16 protein-coding genes and 1 pseudogene are annotated in these 19,590 nt (G+C 69.8%); 14 read left to right on the top strand and 3 right to left on the bottom strand.

Annotation, left to right across the window (positions count from 1 at the left end; translation table 11 throughout):
• Positions 1-64: 64 nt before the first annotated feature.
• The 10 genes from DAETH_RS21875 (at position 65) to DAETH_RS24750 (ending at position 13,573) form a co-directional block, all read left to right on the top strand.
• Positions 65-790, top strand: coding sequence for an SDR family oxidoreductase (locus DAETH_RS21875; protein WP_264778233.1), 726 nt, complete (start codon positions 65-67; stop codon positions 788-790).
• 921 nt (positions 791-1,711) lie between these two features.
• Positions 1,712-2,200, top strand: coding sequence for a hypothetical protein (locus DAETH_RS21870; protein WP_264778232.1), 489 nt, complete (start codon positions 1,712-1,714; stop codon positions 2,198-2,200).
• A gap of 187 nt (positions 2,201-2,387) precedes the next feature.
• A complete protein-coding gene (locus DAETH_RS21865) occupies positions 2,388-3,896 on the top strand; it encodes a hypothetical protein (protein WP_264778231.1) in 1,509 nt (502 codons plus the stop codon).
• 74 nt (positions 3,897-3,970) lie between these two features.
• Positions 3,971-5,404, top strand: coding sequence for a COG1361 family protein (locus tag DAETH_RS21860; RefSeq protein ID WP_264778230.1), 1,434 nt, complete (start codon positions 3,971-3,973; stop codon positions 5,402-5,404).
• 73 nt (positions 5,405-5,477) lie between these two features.
• Positions 5,478-7,316, top strand: a complete 1,839-nt coding sequence (locus DAETH_RS21855; protein WP_264778229.1) for a DUF11 domain-containing protein — start codon at positions 5,478-5,480, stop codon at positions 7,314-7,316.
• Positions 7,307-10,498: an RHS repeat domain-containing protein gene (locus DAETH_RS21850; RefSeq protein ID WP_264778228.1), complete on the top strand. Its 3,192-nt coding sequence runs from the start codon at positions 7,307-7,309 to the stop codon at positions 10,496-10,498. Before DAETH_RS21855 ends, DAETH_RS21850 begins: the two co-directional genes overlap by 10 nt.
• The gene (locus tag DAETH_RS21845; protein ID WP_264778227.1) at positions 10,495-12,144 is read left to right on the top strand and encodes a DUF7933 domain-containing protein; all 1,650 of its coding nucleotides are present in this window, start codon (positions 10,495-10,497) and stop codon (positions 12,142-12,144) included. The genes DAETH_RS21850 and DAETH_RS21845 overlap by 4 nt, the downstream gene beginning before the upstream one ends.
• Positions 12,145-12,455: 311 nt before the next feature.
• Positions 12,456-12,725, top strand: coding sequence for a transposase (locus DAETH_RS21840; RefSeq protein ID WP_264778226.1), 270 nt, complete (start codon positions 12,456-12,458; stop codon positions 12,723-12,725).
• A complete protein-coding gene (locus tag DAETH_RS21835; RefSeq protein WP_264778225.1) occupies positions 12,722-13,387 on the top strand; it encodes an IS3 family transposase in 666 nt (221 codons plus the stop codon). Before DAETH_RS21840 ends, DAETH_RS21835 begins: the two co-directional genes overlap by 4 nt.
• Positions 13,388-13,438: 51 nt before the next feature.
• Positions 13,439-13,573 (top strand): integrase core domain-containing protein, encoded by a 135-nt coding sequence (locus DAETH_RS24750; RefSeq protein WP_406585128.1) that lies wholly within the window; start codon positions 13,439-13,441, stop codon positions 13,571-13,573.
• 49 nt (positions 13,574-13,622) lie between these two features.
• Here the strand turns inward: DAETH_RS24750 and DAETH_RS21830 are convergent.
• Together DAETH_RS21830 and DAETH_RS21825 are read right to left on the bottom strand one after the other, a co-directional pair.
• Positions 13,623-14,798, bottom strand: a pseudogene (locus DAETH_RS21830) (IS701 family transposase); the annotation flags it as partial.
• Positions 14,782-15,213: a hypothetical protein gene (locus tag DAETH_RS21825; RefSeq protein WP_264778224.1), complete on the bottom strand. Its 432-nt coding sequence runs from the start codon at positions 15,211-15,213 to the stop codon at positions 14,782-14,784. The pseudogene DAETH_RS21830 and the gene DAETH_RS21825, both read right to left, overlap by 17 nt.
• A 17-nt stretch (positions 15,214-15,230) precedes the next feature.
• Between DAETH_RS21825 and DAETH_RS21820 the strand changes: the two genes are divergently transcribed.
• The 4 genes from DAETH_RS21820 to DAETH_RS21805 all read left to right on the top strand — a co-directional run bounded on the left by DAETH_RS21820 (position 15,231) and on the right by DAETH_RS21805 (position 19,114).
• Positions 15,231-15,398: a hypothetical protein gene (locus DAETH_RS21820; RefSeq protein ID WP_264778223.1), complete on the top strand. Its 168-nt coding sequence runs from the start codon at positions 15,231-15,233 to the stop codon at positions 15,396-15,398.
• Positions 15,399-15,517: 119 nt separating this feature from the next.
• Positions 15,518-16,258 (top strand): MBL fold metallo-hydrolase, encoded by a 741-nt coding sequence (locus DAETH_RS21815; RefSeq protein WP_264778222.1) that lies wholly within the window; start codon positions 15,518-15,520, stop codon positions 16,256-16,258.
• A 560-nt stretch (positions 16,259-16,818) separates the two neighbouring features.
• Entirely contained in the window at positions 16,819-18,195 is a 1,377-nt protein-coding gene (locus DAETH_RS21810; protein WP_264778221.1) for a replication initiator protein A, read from the top strand.
• 31 nt (positions 18,196-18,226) lie between these two features.
• The gene (locus tag DAETH_RS21805; protein ID WP_264778220.1) at positions 18,227-19,114 is read left to right on the top strand and encodes a diacylglycerol/lipid kinase family protein; all 888 of its coding nucleotides are present in this window, start codon (positions 18,227-18,229) and stop codon (positions 19,112-19,114) included.
• Positions 19,115-19,187: 73 nt separating this feature from the next.
• Here the strand turns inward: DAETH_RS21805 and DAETH_RS21800 are convergent, their stop codons facing one another.
• Complete coding sequence (locus tag DAETH_RS21800; protein ID WP_264778219.1) at positions 19,188-19,517, bottom strand: hypothetical protein; 330 nt, start codon at positions 19,515-19,517, stop codon at positions 19,188-19,190.
• Between the last annotated feature and the right edge of the window lie 73 nt (positions 19,518-19,590).

The following is a 19,590-nucleotide window of genomic DNA, read 5'->3' as shown; positions in this document are numbered from 1 at the left end:
CGGCGTTCCTTCTCGGAGAAGTTGCCGCTCCTCCCGCCCGAACTTCTGGGTTTAGAGTGCGGGCATGGACGTCAAGAACAAGGTGGTCCTGGTCACGGGCGCGTCTTCCGGCATCGGGAAGGCCGCCGCCGAGCTGTTCGCCGCCCAGGGAGCCCAGGTCGCGCTGGCCGCCCGGTCGGCTGAGGCACTCGAAACCCTCGCCGCGCGGCTGCCCGGCTCCCTCGCCATCGCCACCGACATGACCCGGGAGAAGGACGTGCGGCGGATGGTGGAGCGCACCCACGAGCACTACGGGCGCATCGACGTTCTGGTGAACAACGCCGGGCGTGGCATGCGCGCGGGCGTGGCGGAGGTGGGGTTGCAGGAGTTCCGGGACCTGCTGGAACTGAACGTGATCAGCCTGCTCCACGCCACGCAGCGGGTCGTGCCCATCATGCGGGCGCAGGGCGGCGGGATGCTCGTGAACATCAGCTCCGGCACGACCAAAATGCTGATTCCGGGCATGGGGCTGTATTCCGCGACCAAACACGTGGTCAACCACCTCTCGGACATCGCCCGCCTGGAACTCGCGCCCCTGGGCATCCGGGTCAGCACGGTGTACCCGACCCGGACCGCGACCGACTTCGGCTTCAACTCGGTGGGCATCCGGCCCGGCGAGGGCGAGGCCTACACGCAGGGGGACTCCCCCGAGTACGTGGCGGGGCTGATCCTCGAAGCGGTGCGGACCGAGGCGCCGGAGGTCATGGCCGAGGCGGTGCGGCGCATGGCCGCCCGGACGTACGAGGGGTGAAGGCCGCCGAGTGGATGGGGCGCTTGTCGGGGCGACCGCTGAATGGCGCCGCGCGTGATCCTGAACAGGGGAAAGCTCCTCCCTCCCGGCGCGGCAGTTGGTGAGGCTCGTTGGGGCTCAGGGGGTCCTTGACGGCGGGCCGGAGAAGTTTGGGGGTGAGCGGGAGCGCGGGGAGGCGGTGAGGTTCCCGCTGTCCGTGTCAGCCTCTGAGGTGGGGAGGGTGGTTCCGGAGCCGGTCTGAAGGCCCTTCTCCCATGGGCGTTCAGGTCCGCCGCACTGGTACTCGGCACGAGGTCGCGAGCACCACGCTGGCCGCATTCGCACCGCCGGGCTTGCCGACGCTCGCCGTGCCTGGGGCGACGCCGCCACAGCACCACAGGGCGAACCTGCGTAACGCGCAGCAGACCGGCGGCGTCGAGGCCAAAATCCCGTCCAGGTGGCCCCGGCCGCCAGCGTCACACCGATGTCCTCAGCAGAGGCCGGGGCCGGCGGTGACGACCCGAATCATGCGGGTTCCAATCGGCACCCTATGAAGGAGGTGCCGCTCGCGGCAGTGTCCACCGCGAGGTGATGCCGTTGCCCACGTCCATGAGCGGCACTGCGATCTTCGCCCCGGCCTGAAATCGGACCCGTTCCCGTCGAGGGTGCTTGGGGAGTTACGGTTTTTGTCATTGCCAGATCGGCAAGGGTATGGCGGCCATCCATGCCTCCAGCGGTGGGCCGCCGGTGGTGGGAGCGTCCGGAGGTTGTGAACTGACGTACCGACCTCGCCGACGCCGTGACACTTCTGTCAGAGGTCATTTCCTAACGTTCTTCCTAGCATGAAGTTTCCATGAAGTCCCCTGGAGACGGATTGCCCCTGCGGCGCACCTTCCCTGCACCCTCGGCTCTCCGACTTCGCCGCTCTGCTGGAGGAACACCATGAACGTCTCCCTCGCTGCCCCTCTCGTCCTCACGCTGGTCGGCGCCAGCCTCGCCGCCGCCGCACCGGGCACACCTCCCAAGCCGACGCTGACGATTCAGCGCGTGGTGACGGCCACGGTTGGGGGAAAACAGACGGAACGGCTGGAGGCCGCCGCGACCACCCGCCCGGGTGACCTGCTTCAGGCCAGCAGCGTCCTCATGCTGAGCGGCAAGGAGAAAGGCGCGCGCTTCACCGTGCCCGTGCCCGCGAACACGACCTTCGTGCCCGGGAGCGCCCGGGCCAGCCAGGGCGTGCGCGTGACTTACGCCCTGAACCCCACCGGACCCTTCTCCACGACCCCGATGAAAGCGATTACGGTGCAGGAGAACGGCAAGGCGGTCACGAAGGAAGTGCCCGCCCCCCAGAACGAGTACCGCGCCGTGCGCTACGACCTCACCGGCCTGTCGGGCACCGTGACGGTCGGGCACCGCATCCGGGTCAACTGAGGCCCTCCCGCCGGGGGGCGTCCAGCCTCCGGACGTTCAGACGAAAAGAAGTCGGCACTTAACCCCAGGAACGCCTTGAACCAAGGCAGAAAGGCAGCGCCTGACCGCGCTGGTGGGGCCTTCCCTCTCCTGCCCGGCGCCCAGGGCGCGCTTCCCGGCAGGAGTCTCCCGCCCCACATCCCGTTCGATGAAAAAGCTTCTCGCCACCACCCTGGCCCTCGCCACGTTCTCCGTGTTCTCCCAGGGGCTCGCCGTGGGCACCGCCGCCAACACGGCGATCTCCAACACCGGCTACCTCGATCTGAACGACGGGGTCAACACCACCACACTTCAGTCCACGCCCGTTGTCGTCAACGTCACGCAGGTGTACGGCGTGACGGTCACGCCCGACGGCACCACCGCCGCCCCCGGGCAGAACGTCACCCTCTTCCCCGGGCAGACGGGCATCCTGACCTACACGCTGACGAACACCGGTAACGGCACCGACTCCTTCAACGTCGCCGCTGCCACGGCGAACGCGACAGCGCAGGGCGCCAACATCCTCGGCGTCTACCTCGACAACCCCACGACGGGCACAGTCGGGAGCTACGACGCGGGCGACACCCTCGTGACCTCGGTCGCCAGCCTCGCCGCCGACGCCACCCGCACCCTGTTCGTGCGCTACAGCCTGCCGAGCGGCACGACGGGCGGTAGCGCCTCGGGCGCCGCGCACCAGCTCAACCTCAGCGGCACCTCGGCGGGCGACACCACCAAGACCGACACCAACAACGTTGGGCAGTTCACGGTGGGCCGCGTCATCGACCTGACGCTGGCCTCGACCCAGACGAAGACCGTCGCGCCGAACGGGACCGTCACCTTCACCGACACGCTGACGAACACCGGCAACACCACGCTGACCGCCGCCGACATCACCGCGACCGTGACGGCCGCCGCCACGAACGCGGCGGGCGCGAGCATCACCAACGGCTTCACCACGACGTACACGGTGGGTGGCACGACAGGCAACAACCTCGACACCCTGATCAAGAGCGCGGTCGGGACGGGGCTCACGGCGGGGGGCAGCCTGACGATCACCGTGAACGTCGCGGCGCCGAGCACGCCGGCGGACAAGGATCAGCAGGCCCTCTCGATCACCGCCTACAGCCCCACCACCGGCGCGGGCGTGACCAACAATGCCCCCAGCACCGACCCGCAGGGCCAAATCGTCAACACCACCGTGGTGGCGCGGGGCGTCGGCAGCGTGACGAAAACCGTCGCCTACTGCGGGAGCGCCGCGAGCAGTTGCCCGGTCAGAACGGCCGCGACCGCCGGCCCGGTGAGCGCCAAGCCCGGCGAGTACGTCGTGTACTACCTGGAGGCGACCAACACCGGCACGGGCACTCTCACGAACGTCCGCCTGCGCGACGTCCTGCCCGCGAACTTCGTGGCCACGAGCGTCGGGGCGACCACCTCCGCCACGGGCACCCTCAAGTTCAGCACCGACGGCACGACCTGGGTCGGGACGCCCGTCGGCCTCACCCTGACCGGCGGCACCTCCACCCTGTACGTGGCCGTGGAGAACGGCGGCACCGCGAGCACCATCGACACGAGCGACACCTTTCCGGCGGCGGGCACCCTGCGCCTGAAGATCGCCGGGTACGTCCGCAGCGACAGCACGACGACGACCACGATCACCCGCGACGACAGCGGCCTGTAAGCCGGCTGTAAGGCCCGGCCCACTACCTTAAGCCGCGTTTAACGCCGATCTTTCCGCCCCCTGACAGGAGAACCATGAAGAAGCTGCTCGTCACCGCCCTGCTCGCCGCCGCCTCCGGCGCCCTCGCCGTCGGCGCCCCCGCCGGCAGCACCATTCAGAACATCGGTGTCTTCGAATTCACCGACGTGGGCGGCACCACCACCTCCACGCCCACCACGCCGGTGAACATCACGGTGACCCAGCAGTACGACCCGAACGTCTCCCCGGACGGCTCGGTCGCTGCCCCCGGCCAGACGCAGACCGCGCTGCCCGGCCAGACCGCCACCCTGACCTACAACGTCACCAACAGCGGCAACGGCACCGACACCCTGAACCTCAGCGTCACGGACGCGCAGACGGGGGCCCCGCTAGGCGCGACGATCTACCTCGACAACCCCCTTACGGGCACCGTCGGCAGCTACGATCCCGGCGACACGGTCGTGACCAGCCTCCAGAACATGACCGCCGACGAGACCCGCCGGGTCTTCGTGGTGTACACCGTCCCCAGCAACGCTGCGGGCAACCAGCAGACCTACGTCAACCTCACGGCGACCTCGGCGGGGAACCCGGCCAAGACCGACAGCAACAACGTCGGTCTGATCACGGCGACCAGTATCCTCTCCTTCACGCTCGATGGGGACAACACGGTCAGTGTCACCCCGACCGGCACCGTTACCGCGACGCACACCCTGACGAACACCGGCAACGCTACCCTCGACGCGAGTACCCTGGTCGCCACGACCACGCTGACCGACCCGAACGCGGCGAGCGGCGGCGTGAGCTACACCGTCACCAACAGCGCCACCGGCGCCTCGGTCAGCAACGCCAGCCTCCAGACGGCGCTGCAAAACGCGGGGAACCTGCCCGCAGGCGAGACCTACACCATCGTGGTGACCTACACGGGCGCGGCGGGCGCGACCAACGGTCAGTCGTTCACCAACCAGCTCACGGTGTACAGCAACGCGGCCGACAGCACCGGCTTCGACAACCGCGTCGAACAGGGCCAGTCCGTCAGCGACACCGACACGGTGAACGTCAACCGTGGGGTGGCGAGCGTCTCCAAGACCGTGGACAACTGCGGCACTGACGCCTCCTGCCAGACGGCCCCGGTGCTGAACTCCACGACCGCCAAGCCCGGCGAGTACCTGCGCTACACCGTCACGGTCACCAACACGGGCGGCTCGGCGCTGCGCTTCCCCACCCTGCGCGACTACGTGCCCGCGAACACGACCTTTAAGTCGGTCACCGGCAGCTCCACCCAGGCGGGCAACGTCCTGTTCAGCAACAACCGCACCAACTGGTACCTGGGCGCCCCGAACACGCTGGCGACCAGCACGACGAGCGCCTCGGGCCCCTTCGTGTACGTCGGCCTGGACAGCAGCGGCGACTCCACTGTGGACGCGGGCGACAGCCTCGCCCCCGGCCAGACCCTGCGCCTCGTGATCACGGTACAGGTGCGCAACAACTAAGCTCCTCTTTCCCACGCGGGCAGGGTCGCGGCGCTTTTCTCCGCCCCCTGCCCCGTCCCACGACCGGAGACCCATGAAACGCCCCCACCTGCTGCTGCTTGCGCCCCTGCTGCTCTCGGCCGGAACCCCCGCCGGAAGCGTCATCGAGAATGTCGGCGTCTACGAGGATGACTCGGGCCGGGTCGAGAGCCGGGTCACGGTCACCGTCGCCCCGGTCTGCTCGGCGAGCCTGACGCCGGGCCGCACGGACCGCAGCACGCATGTGGGCGAAGCCGTCACCGCCGCCTATCTCCTCACGAACACTGGCAATACCCCCGCCACCTTCCCGCTAGGCCTCACCACTCCCAAGGACCAGACCTCCGCCTTCACGGTCGTGGCCGACCTCAACGGCAACGGGCTGCCCGACGACGTGCCCGTGGCCTCGGTCACCCTCGCACCTGACGGGGCGATCACCTTGCTCGTGAGCACCACCCCGGCGCGCCCGGGGGTCAACAACACCACCCTCATCACAGGGTGTCACAGCGACCTCACAGCCACCCTGACCGTCACGGCGAACATCGGCGCCCCCGGGATCAGCAAGACGGTGGACGGGGACACTACCACCGAGGTGGGCGACCTCGTGCGCTACACGGTCACCGTCACCAACCCCGAGGGGGTCGAGATGCCGGACGTTCTCATCGAGGACACCCTCAGCCCGGCGCTGGAGTTCGTCGCGGTCGAGGGCGCGGCGGCCAGCGCCACCCCGCTCTCAGGCGGGCAGACGCGGGTGGCCTGGCGGCAGTCCCTGGCACCGGGCGAGCGCCGCGTCTACACGCTGGTAGCGCGGGTGCGTGGGGAGACCGCCGACGATACCGAGGTCACGAACGTCGCCACCGCGACCGGCGAGGGCGGCAGCAACACCTCCACGCCGCCCGCCATCGTGCGGGTCTTCACCTCGCGCATCCTGGTGACCAAGGCGGTGAGCACGGCGGTGGTCGACCCGGGCGGCACCGTCACCTACACGGTCACCGTCACCAACCCCGCCGACACCACCCTCCAGGAGACGGTGATCCAGGACACGCCCGACCCCCGGCTGGAGGTGCTGCCGGGGACGGTGCGGGTGAACGGCACCCCGGTGGCGGCCACCCTCGCGGGCGGCGTGTTGGCGGTCCCGGTCGGCACCCTCGCCCCGCACTCGAGCGCGGCAATCACCTACGACGTCCGGCTGCCGCTGACCGGTGACGGCACGCCCTTAGACAACGCCGCGCAGGCGCGGGCCCGGGGCCGCCAGGGCGTGGTGATGGCCGCCGTGAAGAGCAACGTTGCCAGTGCAAAGGTGACCCTGCGCAAGAGCCTCAGCGGCTCGGGCAACGATCTCGTCGGGCGGGTCTTCGTGGACGTGGACGGCAACGCCCGCTACACGTCCGGGACCGACCGCCCGGTGCCCCGTGCCCGGGTGCTCCTCGCCGGGGGGCGCGAGGCGCTGACCGACGCGGCCGGGCTGTACTCCTTCAAGAACGTGGTCGCCGGACTCAACGCCGTGCGGCTCGACCCGCGCAGCGTGCCGTACACCCCTGCCCCCGCGTTCTCCGCGCCGCAGTTCTCGGCCCCCGGCAGCGCCACCGTGCAGGTCGCGGCCCTGACGGTGCTCGACTTCCCGCTGCAACCGAACCGGCTGGGCGTAGGCGCCGGGGCCGAGTTGCGCCTCGCCGGGAGCACCCACACCTTCACCCCGCGCGCCTCGGACGCCGGGTGGGACGTCTCCAGCCGCTCGGAGGCCGGGGCCTGCGTGCGCCTCGGTGAAGCGCCCGCCGGGCGGGTGGTCCGCCTCCCGGCGGGCGTCACCGTCACCACCCCGCTGCCCAGCCCACACCCCGCCGCCACCCGCCGCCCGCTTAACCTGCCCCCCATGGAGGAAGTCCCGTGCCCCTGACCTTCTCCCCGCTCAGCCTCACGTTGCTCCTGGCCCTCGGGTGGGCCGGGGCACAGGGCGCGGCCCCGCCTCCACCGAGCGCCGAATCCGGCAGCGCGGCGGCCCCCGCCCCCACGTCGGCGGGGCGCGTGACCTTCACCTTCACGCTGCCTCCGCGCGTGACCGCCGCCCTGATCAGCCTGCCGCTGGGGGACCGGGTCCTTCCCAGCAGCACGTGGGTGAACGGCCAGCCAGCCGCCGACCCGGCTGTCAGCTCGGAGGGACTGACCCAGTGGAACGTGCCGGGTGGAACGGTAGCCCTCAGCTTCGAGGTGCCGGGTGACCTCCCCGCGTCCCTGACGCCCGGCGTCGCCGTACAGTACGACACCGGCTTGACGGAGACCCTGGAGGGCAGCGCCGCGTACCGCACCCTGCCGCCCCGGGGGGCCCCGGCCACGGCGCGCGACGGCCTGATCCTCAGCCCGGCGGAGGGCACGGGCGTGCGCGGGCGCAGCAGCACCAACGTCACCGTGCGCACCCCGCTGAACGCCGACGTGACCCTGCGGGTGAACGGCGAGGAGGTGCCGCAGGCGCGCGTGGGCCGACGTACCGACGACCCCGCGCGCGGGGAGACGACCCGTGAGTTCATCGGCGTGCCGCTGCGGCCCGGCGAGAACACACTCACCGCCGTGGCCGGGGACGTGCGGGACGAGGTGCGGGTGCGCGCCGCTGACGTGGCGCGGGGCGCCGTGCTGCGGGACGTGGTGGCCCGGGCGGACGGCTTCACGCCGATCACGGCCACGGTCGAGGTCCGCGACGCCGCCGGGGAGCGGACGGTGCTCCCCTTCGTCACCGTCGAGGATCCCGGACGCCTGACCCTCGCCACGCCGGACGCCGACCCCGGCCAGTCGGGGATGCAGCTCCGAGTGGTGGACGGGCAGGCCGAGGTGCGCTTCTCACCGCTGAGCGGCCCGGTGGACACCCGGCTGGTCCTCGACGTGAACGGGCACCGGGTCGAGCTGCCGATGACGGTGGCGGCCGACCAGCACCGCACCCTGATCGCGGCGGGCGCGGCGACCCTGAACAGCGCGGGGGAGGGAACGCTGGAGGCGCGCGGCACGCTGGAGGCCCCGGTCGGGCCGGGCCAGCTCACCGTCAACCTCGACAGCGCTGGGGCGCACCAAGGCACCCCGGAGTACACCCGCTACCCTTCCCTGGGCGACCAGAGCGAGGAGAGGCGCCCCCTGGAGGCGGACGGCCTCCTCGCGGCGCGCTACGACCACCCCGGCTTCACCGCGACCTACGCGCGGGGCGCCGCGCGGGACCCAGTGTTTGGCCGCCCGGACGGCGGGGACACCCTCAACGTCCGCACAAACGGGGACACGCGCGTCACCGCCTACCTCGCCCCCTACGCGGGCAATACCCACGAGGCGGCGCTGCCGCTGAACGGCACGCGGGTGTCGCGCCTTCCGGCGAAGATCGATCCCCAGCGTGCCCGCCTCTTCCTGCAGGTCACCGTGGACGGCGTGACGACCGAGAAGGAACTCGTGCGCGGGGTGGACTTCGTGACCGACGAGGCGGGCGTGGTGACCTTCCCGCGCGCCGTGGTGGCGCAGCCGGACGTGAATACGACCGTCAGCCTGATCGCGCGCGGTCCCGGGGTGGGCGGGGAGATCGACCCCGGCGCCCAGGTCGCCGTGACGCGCGAGTTCCGGGCGGGCGAGGCGCGGCTCACCGCGAGCGCGGGCGTCCACGCGAGTAGCGAGGACCTCACGGTCGGGGCCCGGCTCCAGGTCGAGGACCTCACCGGGCCGAACACCGCCACGGCCGACCTGCTGGTCTCGGGCGCGGCGGGCGGCACCCGCGCTCGGCTGGAGGCGGGCGGCGTGACCTTCGGCACCCGCTGGAGCGCCCTCGCCACCCACGAGGACGAGGGGTACGCCGGGGTGGACGCCACCGGCACCCCCGGCCATAGCGCCGCCCTAGCCGCCGCCCGGCCGCTCACGAAGACCTTCGGCGTCGGAGCGAGCCTGCGTTACCTGCGGGACGCGAGCGGCACGGGGCTGCGCGCTGGGCTCGACGCCACCTACACCCCCTCGGACGCGCAGGCCTACACGCTCGGCGTCTTCACGGGCACGGGCACCCTGGCGGGCACGGGGCTCAGTGCGGGCGCCCGGCTGACCCGGGGTCCCTGGACGGCGCAGCTCGCCGCCCAGCAGGCCTTCGACACCGGCAACGGCCAGTACGGCGCCACGCTGCTGCGCCGCCTGCCCCTCCCGGCGAGCGCGCCGAACGCGGGCACCGAACTTGCCGCCGGGATGCGCCTCTCGGCCCGGCGGCAGGACGGCGACTTCTCCGTGAGCACCGCCGCCGTGCTCACCGGACGCAGCGGCCCCTACACCGCCAGCCTGGAGTACGCCCTGCCCACCACCCCGGCCGCCGAGGGCGAGGCGCGCGGCAGCGTGCAGGCAACCTGGAGCCTGCGCCCCGGCGTGAACCTCGGCGCGCAACTCGGGGCCGGGCCCACCGGGCAGCAGGCCAGCGTGGACGCTCGGGTGAACACGGACCGCACCGTCGCCACGGCGGGGGTGGACCTCGGCCGCAGCGTGCAGAACGGCGAGGGCCGCCTGACGGGCGCGCTGCGCTTCTCGGTCAGCCACACGCTCCAGGCCGGGGACCGACCGGTTGGGGTCACCGCCGACGGCCTGAGCGTGTTCGGCGCGGATGGAAGCGGCCACCGTTACGGCGCCGGGTTCACCTACCGGGGCGAGGAAGTCCAGGCCGCCGCCTACGCCCGCCTGCGCGCCGGAACCCTGACGAGCACCGGGGAGGGCACCGAGCTGAGCGCCGAGGTCAGCGCCACCCGCGACCGGGTCCGGGCCCAGGACCGGGTGCAGCTCGCCCTGCGGGCCGTGCCGGGAGACGCGGACGGTTTCGCGGCCCAGGCGGTGCTCGCCACCCGCTACTGGCTGAATGACCGCTTCGGGGTGGGGGCCGCCTACCGGGGGCTGTTCCAGCCGTCGCTGGGCCGCGCGGAGCACGCCTTCGGGGTGGAAGGGACATACCGCGTGATGCCGGAGGCGGCCCTGACCGTCGGGTACAACTTCGGCGGCTTCACACCGATCACTGCCGAACCCACCAGGGCCGGAGCCTACCTGCGACTCGAATTTATGATCGACGAACTGACCGGAGAGAGGCGATGAAGCGTTTGTTCCTGCGGCTGCTGGGGCTGGCCGCGTGCGTGTCGGGAGGGGCGCTGGCGGCGAGCGGGTGCACGAGCGTCTATGCCCTGACCTCCACAGGCATCAACTGGGTGGACGCCCAGTCTGGGGCGGTGACGGGCACCTACACCACGAGTTTCACCGCCATCAACGGGGCGGCACTCAACCCGGTGACCGGGCAACTGTACTTCATTGACCGCAGCGCTGCCACGACCAACACGCTCTACCGTTACAACCCACAAACGCCGACCGTTGCACCCGTCCAGATCGGAGCGGTCACTATTCCCACTCGCAACGGGGGAACGACGACCAGCGTGAACGTGGGAGCGAGCTTCGACAACTCGACCGGAACGCCGAAATTGTACCTGCTCTATGGAAACTACGTGCTCCAGGAGGTCAACCCCTCCACAGGCGCAACGGTGCGTACCATCGACCTTAACCTCGCCAACGGTGCGCAGAACTCGACGACCGCCATTTCAAACGCCACCACCACCAACGGCGACATTGTTTTCGTCGGGAGCACCCTCTACGCTCTACTAGACGGCGAGACCACCGCAGCGGGCAGCGGCGGCATGTTCTACGCCAACTTCGGCACGGTGGCCGCGAGTGGCGTCACCGCGCTGAGCAGTTCCTCGGTCGTGCGCATCACGTCGGGCGGCACCAACGTGGCCCGTGGGATCTACAACGGCATCTCCTACGATCCCGTGACTGCCCGCACAGTCCTCAGCAGCGGGAGCACCGGCAGTTCCGGCACCGTCTTGCTGAACACCAGCAGCGGCGCCACCACGGTGCTCGGCAGCGCAGCAAACCTCACCGACATGACCGACTGCGGCAACACGCCGGACCCACCTACCATTGCCAAGAGCTTCAACTCCGCTACCGTGTTGGTCAACCAGAACAGCCGCGTCACCCTGACTTTCGGCAACACCAACCCCACGCCCTTCTATATGCGCAGCGCGGTGACGGACACTCTGCCCACTGGGGTCGTCGTTGCCAGCACGCCTAATCCCTCGACCACCTGCACGTCGAGCACAGGAGGGGCGGCTACTGTCACGGCGACAGCGGGCAGCGGCAGCGTGACCCTGGCGTCGGGCACGAGCATCCCCGGCGGCGGGTGTACGTTGAGCTTCGACGTCACCGCGAACTCTACTGGCAGCAAGGTAAATACCATCGCGGTAGGGGGAGTGGTGAGCACGGCGGGCACTAACGCGGTAGTGGGCACCGCCACCCTCACGGTGAATAACGCCATCACCGGCACCATCAACAAGCGCCAACGCAACGTCACCCAAAGCGGCACGCTCGGCACCGCCGCCGTGAGCGCCAAGCCGGGCGAGACAGTCGAATACTGCCTCACCGCCGCCCACGCGGGAACTGGCTACGCGGACGCCACGACCGCCACCTTGCGTGACGTCATCCCCTCCCCGCTCGTCCCCCTGACGAACAGCTACGGCACGGGCCAGGACGTTCGGATCACCCGCAACGCGGGCACGTCGTACACCTACGCCACCCTTGCCAGCGACAGCGACACCGCGACCTACACCTCCAGCAGCCGGGTCCTCGGCATCAACATCCTTCCCTTCACTGCCGGGACCACGGTCGAGGTGTGCTTTCAGGCTCAGGTGCCCTAACCACGAGGGGCCTGCCTGGGGAACCGGGACTTGCAACCCAATTCCCCAGGACCTATTAACAGGACTTTGTCACTTCTATTCGGGCTCATGGGGGTACTCTCCGCACCTGTTCCCCACAATGCGGACACCGACTGAGCCGGACCTCCTCCAGGGTCCGGCTCGCCGCTCGGCGTGCCTGTGGCAAGGTCACGACCCGCGCGGTGCTGGTCTGCCCCCCAAAAACTGGGCGAAACTGACTGGAGATCATCGGCTCGCCCCACGGCCGGGGAAGGGGGCTTCCCCTTGCCTCGGCTGGAAAGCGAGGATGACCCATGAAGCAGAAGCGGTTCAGTGAGGAACGGATCATCAAGCTGCTCCAAGACGCCAAAAAGGGCGAGAAGTCGGTGGAGGAGCTGTGCCGAGAAGCTGAGTGCAGCACGGCCTCCTTCTCCACCTGGAAGGCCAAATACGGCGATGCCACCGTGATTGAAACCCGGCGGCTCCGTCAGCTCGAACGCGAAAACGAGCGGCTCTTGAAGCTGGTGGGCCAGCAGCGCCTGGAGCTGGAGGGGATGAAAGAGATTCTGGCAAAAAAGCGTTGACGGCCCCCGAGCGCGGGGAGGCCGCACAATTCCTGGTCCGCAAAAATGTCCGACAGCAGCGGGCGTGCGAGCTGGTCGGTCTACCCCGCTCGTCGCTGTCCTACCGCCCCCATCCCCGGCATGACGAAAGGCTCCGAGAGCAGATCAGGACGTTGGCCTGCAAGCATCCCCGCTGGGGATGCCGTCGTGTCCACGCCACGCTGCGCCGGGAGGGGGTGCAGGTGAACTGCAAGACTGTGCATCGTCTCTGGAAGAGCGAAGGCCTCGCTGTTCCCACCCGCCGCAAGGCAAAGAAAATCCGCACCGGACAGCACGTTCCCCTGCGCGCCGAGCAGCCGAATCAGGTGTGGACCTATGATTTCGTCTTCGACCAGACCCTGACCGGGCAACCCCTGAAAATCCTGACCCTGACGGACGAGTTCACCCGGCAATCGCTGGCCCTGCGTTGTGGGACGGCCTTCACGTCGGTGGACGTGAAGGCCGTCCTGGTCGAGGTGATGCGGGAACGGGGCGTGCCCGCCTTCATCCGCAGCGACAACGGCCCCGAGTTCATCGCCCATGACCTGAAGGTCTGGCTAACCGTACAGGAGGTGGGCACTCGGGACATCGATCCTGGCAAGCCCTGGCAAAACGGCATGGCCGAGAGCTTCCATGCCCGCTGACGGGACGAGTTGCTGAACCTGGAGGTCTTTCACTCCGCCCGGCACGCCCGGGTGCTGCTGGACGGTTGGCGGACCTTCTATAACAGCGCCAGGCCGCACTCTTCCCTGGCCTACCTCACCCCGGACGAGTTCGCAGGACGGTGGGCACCACCCACCGCCTTGCCCGCCGTCGTACACTCCCCCTGAGTCGAGTCTCCAGTCAGCTTTGCCCACAAAACTGGGCCAGTCCAGTGCCGCAGGTTGTGGCCCGCACGGTCTGCAAGAACAGCATCGTCAGCAGCACCAAGGCGACGTGATGGGTCAGGCCCCGCCAGGACCGACCCTCGAAGTGATCGAGTCCCAGTTCCTCCTTCGCCTGTTGGTGCAGCGTTTCGCATGCCCAGCGTGCCTTAAGGTCTCGCACAAGCTGCGCTTTCGACGTTGTTGGTGAGTGGTTCGTCACGTAGTACTTGATCTCGCCCCCCCGCCGTTTCTCCCCGACGATCCACACCAGCTCGCCGGGTAAATGGCGTCCACGCGCATCCTCAACCCCATTGGCGATGCGTGCTCGCACGACCACCCAGCGCGACTTCTTCCCACCCTTGACGGTGTGCCAGCGATAGGGCGGCAAGGCGTGAAGCACGTCCCTGACGGGACGTGCCTGTTCACTGGGGATCGGATGCTTGCCAGGTCGCCCCTTGACCTGGGCCTTCGGTGGTGGGTCGTGGACGGTCACGTGCTCACCAAACACCTTCTGGTGACCGACAATGCCCACCGCCCAGGTGAGACCCCGGGTAGTAAGTGCTTGGCGGAATTCTTTGCTGACGCCATACCCCGCGTCAGCCAGCACGACCCGAAAGGTGACACCCTGCGCCCGCACGCGGTCGAGTTCTTCCAGGGCGAGGTCACCTTTCGACTTGTACGTTTGGAGTCCCTCGGGCACACCCGCGATGCGGCAACGCTCTGGATCGTCGGTCCAACCTTTAGGGAAGAACAGCCGCATGCCGAGCGGCGCGAAGACGCGCTGGTCAGCCAGTGTGAGAGTCACGAGGGCCTGACAGTTGGCGAGTTTCCCCAGCGCACCACAGTACTGGTGAGTGACGACGACGCTGTGCTCCCCACTCTTGGGCAGGGCAGTGTCGTCAATGATCAGCACGCCGCTCTTCCCACCGCAGAGGGACTGAGCGCGTTCGGCCAGGAGGCGTTCAAGCGGGTCCGTCTCCCAGGGGCTGACATTCAGGAAGTGATGGAGGCGCTGGTCATCCACACCGAGGTGTTCGGCGATGGGCTCGGTGCTCTTCCGCTCCAGTGGGGCGAGGAGGCCCCGGACGTATCTGGGCAGGCAGGTGCGCTGATTGGGGTGGTCGAGGGTTTTCAGACAGGGAGACAGGAAGTCCGAAAAGAACCGCTGCCAGTTATGAGGGACGGGCACACCCGCCAAGATCGGTCACTACGGCGAGGGGCGGCTGAGCGCCGCCCCAGAGTGACAAAGTCCTGTTAAACCGCCACCAACCATCCCGGACGACAGTTCCCCCACCGCTGTCAGCGTGTTCGCCGGGACGGACGTAGCGCGCCGGTTCTGCCTGCACGGGCCTCGCCGCCGACCCGGACAGATCGGGAACCGGCGGCCGAAGCTCTCCCGGCGAGATGGCGCGCATGCCGCCGAGCTCCTTCACCGCCTGAACGACCTCCAGGGCGCGGACGTGGTCGAGCCGCTCCGGGGCCACCTCGGCCTTCACCGGGCCGAACCGCCGCAGGTACCCGGTATCGACCTGCTCGGCCCCCGCCGCCTCCAGGGCGTGGATGGTCTGCTCCTCGCTCGCCGGGTCGCTCGTGGCTTCCCGCATCAGCGTGATGTGGCAGCATGAAGCAGGGCTTCACGGCAGCGGTGACGAGGATGTTCGGCACCTTCATCCTCATCACCCTGGTCGGCTTCAGCGTCACGCTGTTCATCCCGGCGCTTCCCCTGCGCCAAGGCGGGCGCGGCGAACCGAGGATGGGGGAAGTTCCCGCCCTCCACCCCTCCGACTGAGCTACCCGGGCAACCGGAGGGGCTGGTCCTGCACGGATCGGCCCCTTCCCTTTGGCCCCGGGATGAAGTGTGAGCGGGCGCGTCGCCGAGCCCCCCGCCCCCGGCGCATCCTGGCCCCCATGCGCGTCAACGACGACCTCGCCGTGCTGCCCCTGGAGACCACCCTGATGGGCGGGCCCACCACACTCCACCTCGCCCTGATCCTCGACCCTGAGCAGGGCCACACCCTCGTGGACAGCGGTGTGCCCGGCCAGCTCGGGGCCACCCTGGCGGCGCTCGCGGAGGTCGGGGTGGGGGTGCGGGACCTGCGCCGGGTCATCCTCACCCACCAGGACCTCGACCACATCGGCTCGCTGGCGGACGTGGTGCGGGCGAGCGGGGCCGAGGTTCTGGCGCACGAGGTCGAGGCGCCCTACATCGAGGGTCGGCTTCCCCCCGCCAAGATGCCCCCACCCGAGGTGCGTGAGGCGATGCTGGCCTCCATGCCGCCCCGGATGCGCGAACTCTTCGAGCGGGGGGCCGAGCCCGTCCCCGTCACGCGGCGGCTGCACGACGGCGAGCGGCTCGACCTGGCCGGGGGCGTGCGGGTGGTCTTTACCCCCGGGCACACGCCGGGGCACCTCAGCCTGTACCTGGAGAAGAGCCGGACCCTGATCAGCGGGGACGCCCTCGTCGCCCGCGACGGGCAGCTCGCGGGGCCGATAGAGCGAGCGACGCCGGACATGCGGGCGGCCCGCGCCTCGGTGCGTAAACTCGCCGAACTCGACGTACAGACCATCCTCTGCTACCACGGAGGGCTGGTGACCCGGGACGCAGGGGAGCAGTTGCGGCGCCTGGCCGATCAGGAGACCACGACCTGAGGAGCCGGATGAAAGGTCCGTCGGCGGCACTCCCGATGACCGGCTCTCGTGAAGGCGGCGCCCTCCTCGCGCACGCCCTGCCGGTTGTTCCCCAATGGCACCGCGAGGCGCGGCGGCCCGGAAACCCGGTGTGCACATGGGACACCTTTGGGCCGTTTTGAGCCTCGGGCTCGCCCTGAAGTCCCGATCTGGGCCGTCCCGTGGTGGGATACCTTTGGGCCGTTCCTGAAAAAGACCGTCTGAGACAACCCGTGACAGTGGGACAGGTTTGGGCCGTTCGTGGGATACCTTTGGGCCGACCGGGTGGGACACCTTTGGGCCGAACTGCCTCTTTTCGTCGTCTTGGCGCGGGAAAACCTTTTTCTGGACCAGCCGGACCCACATTTGGGACAGGTTTGGGCCGAACTCCCCCGAAAAGGGGGATACCTTTGGGCCGTTGGGGCTCGAAAGTGGGACACCTTTGGGCCGTTTGTGACGAAACTGCTCGTCCAGCACGTCAGACACGACTCGCCCTGTTGTTGTTTTCTTTTATCTTTGAACAAAGAAGGAAAACAACCAGCATGTACCGGAAGAAACCCTTTCAACCCCCTCCCCTCCTCACCGAGCGCAACCTGGACCGCCTGGGCTTTTTCAGCATCCAGACGCGCCTCCCGCTGGAGCCCGTGTGGGAGAGCCAGTTTCAAGTGGGGGGCCGCACCGTTCACGTGCACGGGGAGGGCACCCGGGGCAGGCCGCACGGCGCCGACACCGACATCATGCTGGGGATCGAGCAGCTCTTTATCGCTCAGGGCAGCCCCGAGGACAACTGGCTGCACACGACCCCGAACGCCCTGCGGGAGGCGGCCATGATGGTTAAGAACGGCCGGGCCTTCCACCGGATACGCGAGGGGCTGCTGCGGGTCTGGGCGACCGGTTTCATCGTCCGCGAGGGCTGGGTGGACCCCACGGGCCGCCCCATCCGCTTCAATGCCGCCTTCCGCCTCTTCGAGGAGCTTCGCTACTGGGACAAGGAGACGAACGACCTGCCGGAACTCCTCCCCGACGCGCGGCTGAGCGTCCGGCTCTCCCACCAGCTCGCGTCGAGCATCCGCGCGGGATACACCCATGCGCTGAGGCGCGAGGTGCTCACCCACCTGGAGCAACCCCACTCCCGCGCGCTCTACCGCCTGACCGAGGCCCACCGCTACGCCGACGACGGCACGATTGTGCGCACCCTGCACGTTCCCCTGATGGACTGGCGCGAAGCCTGCGGCATCCGCGAGGAGCGCGCCAGCAAGGTCATGCGTGCCCTCGACGCGGCCCACGAGGAACTCGCCGCCGCCGGATACCTGGCCGACCTGCACGTCAGCGGGCGCGGTCAGCACCAGCACCTGGAGTACGTCTTCCGCCAGGAGAACGACCCGGACCCGGCGCTCGTGCGCCTCCTGCGGGAGTACCGGGTCGGCGCCCCCCGGGCGGTTCAGCTTTCCACCGAGTTTCCCGGGCGGGTCGAGGAGGCCGTCGCGTACTACGAGTCCCTCAGACGGCAGGGGAAGGTCGTGCGCAACCCGCCCGGGTTAATCGCCGACATCATCACCCATCCCGAGAAGTACGAGTTGCCCGGTCATCTCGCCACCCCGCCCGGGGACCACGACCAGGACGCCCAGCCAGCGGGCGCCCTCCACAGCGAAGTGCGGGCCCAGGAGGAGCACGAGGCGCGGCTGACAGCCCAGTTGGCGCTTCCGCCCGAGCGGCAGTGGAAGGAGACCGGCGCCACCCTGCTGTTGCTGTTGAAAAAGGCCCTCGGTGCCGAGGAGAAGGCGGCGCTCGAAGCCCGCTGCCGCTCGGGTGACCTTCTGGCGGCCCGTCTCGCCCACGACGCTGCCCGGGCCGCCGCCACCCTGCGGCTGCAAGACTTCGTGGACGATCTCAAGGGGAAGCTCGGCACCCGCCCGTGACGCCCCGGGGACCGGTCAGGAGGGACGGGCGATGACCCCGGGCGACCTCAAGCTGCTCGTGAACGCGAACTCGCGCCGTGGCCGGGTCTCGGTCGGCCCGGCGGTGGGGGCTCTGGCGGCGGCCGGGCTGCGGGTCACGGCGCTCGTGGTGACCGACTCCCGGGCGGCGGAAGACCTGCTGCGCGCCGAGGTGGAGCGCGGCGCCCCCTGGGTGGTCGTGGGGGGCGGAGACGGCACGCTCTCGCACGCGGCGAACCTGCTGGCGGGGACGAACACGGCCCTGGGCGTGTTGCCGCTCGGCACGGGCAACACCTTCGCGCGCAGCGTGGGCGTGCCGCTCGACCTGGCCAGGGCCGCGCGGGTGGTCGCCCAGGGGCAGACGACGGCGGTCGATGTCGGGCGGGTCAACGGGCGGGTCTTTCTCAACAGCGTGGCCCTCGGGCTCTCGGCGCAGATCGCACGCAGCCTCGACGGGGATCTCAAGCGGCGCCTGGGCCTGCTGGCCTGGCCCGCCGTGGGGGCGCGGGTGCTGTGGCGGCACCGGGCGCTCGACCTCACCCTGACCTCCGCCGGGGGCACCCTGCGGCTGCACACCCACCAGCTCCTCGTGGCGAACGGGCGGTACGTGGCCGGTCCCCTGCGCGCGGCTCCGGGCGCCTCGGTGGCCGACCGGCAACTCGACGTGCTGGTGTTCGGCAAGGGGCGGCTCGTCAGCCTGCTGCGGGCGGGGATCGGCTGGACGCTCGGGGACCCGGCCCTGCGCTTTTCCACCGATGAACTGAGCGTCCGGACGCGGCGCGGCCAGGAATGGATGAGCGTGGACGGCGAGGTGACGCTCGGCACCGCCCTCCAGCTGCGGGTGCAGGCCGGGGCCCTGCGGGTGCGGGTGCCCCGTGGCTTCGACGCCAGCCGGGTGTGAGGAGGGGAAGGGGCGGGCGTCTCCCCCCACCGCCCCTGCGGGGACGTTCCCGACGGACGGCAGCTCCAGAGGGCTACTCGTTCTCGACGGAACGCAGCCCCTCGTTCGCGCCCCGCGAGCTGAAGTGGCTCTTGCGGATGCCCTGGACCAGGAAGGCGAGCCGGGTCCGGGCCTCGTCCTCGTCCACGGGCTGGGCCACGCCGCAGGCCACCACGCGGACGAAGGGCACGTAGAGCCAGGGCAGGGTGACCTCCGCCCCGCCGCCCTGAAACCGGACCCCACTCAGCATCACCCCGTCCACCTCCGAGGCCTGGGCCAGCAGCGAGACCTGCTCGGGGTCCACCTGCGCGGGCGTGCCCGTGACCTGCACGCCGCCCTCCAGCACCACCACGATCTCGTTCATCCTGCCTCCCACCCTCCACTCTAGGCGAGGTTCCCCCCGCCTGCCGCCGGCGCGGCGGTGTCCTCGTGTGGCT

The organism is Deinococcus aetherius (assembly GCF_025997855.1).
Classification (GTDB): domain Bacteria; phylum Deinococcota; class Deinococci; order Deinococcales; family Deinococcaceae; genus Deinococcus; species Deinococcus aetherius.
The sequence above is the reverse complement of the archived record's forward strand: the minus strand, read 5'-3'. Positions and strand labels throughout refer to the sequence as shown.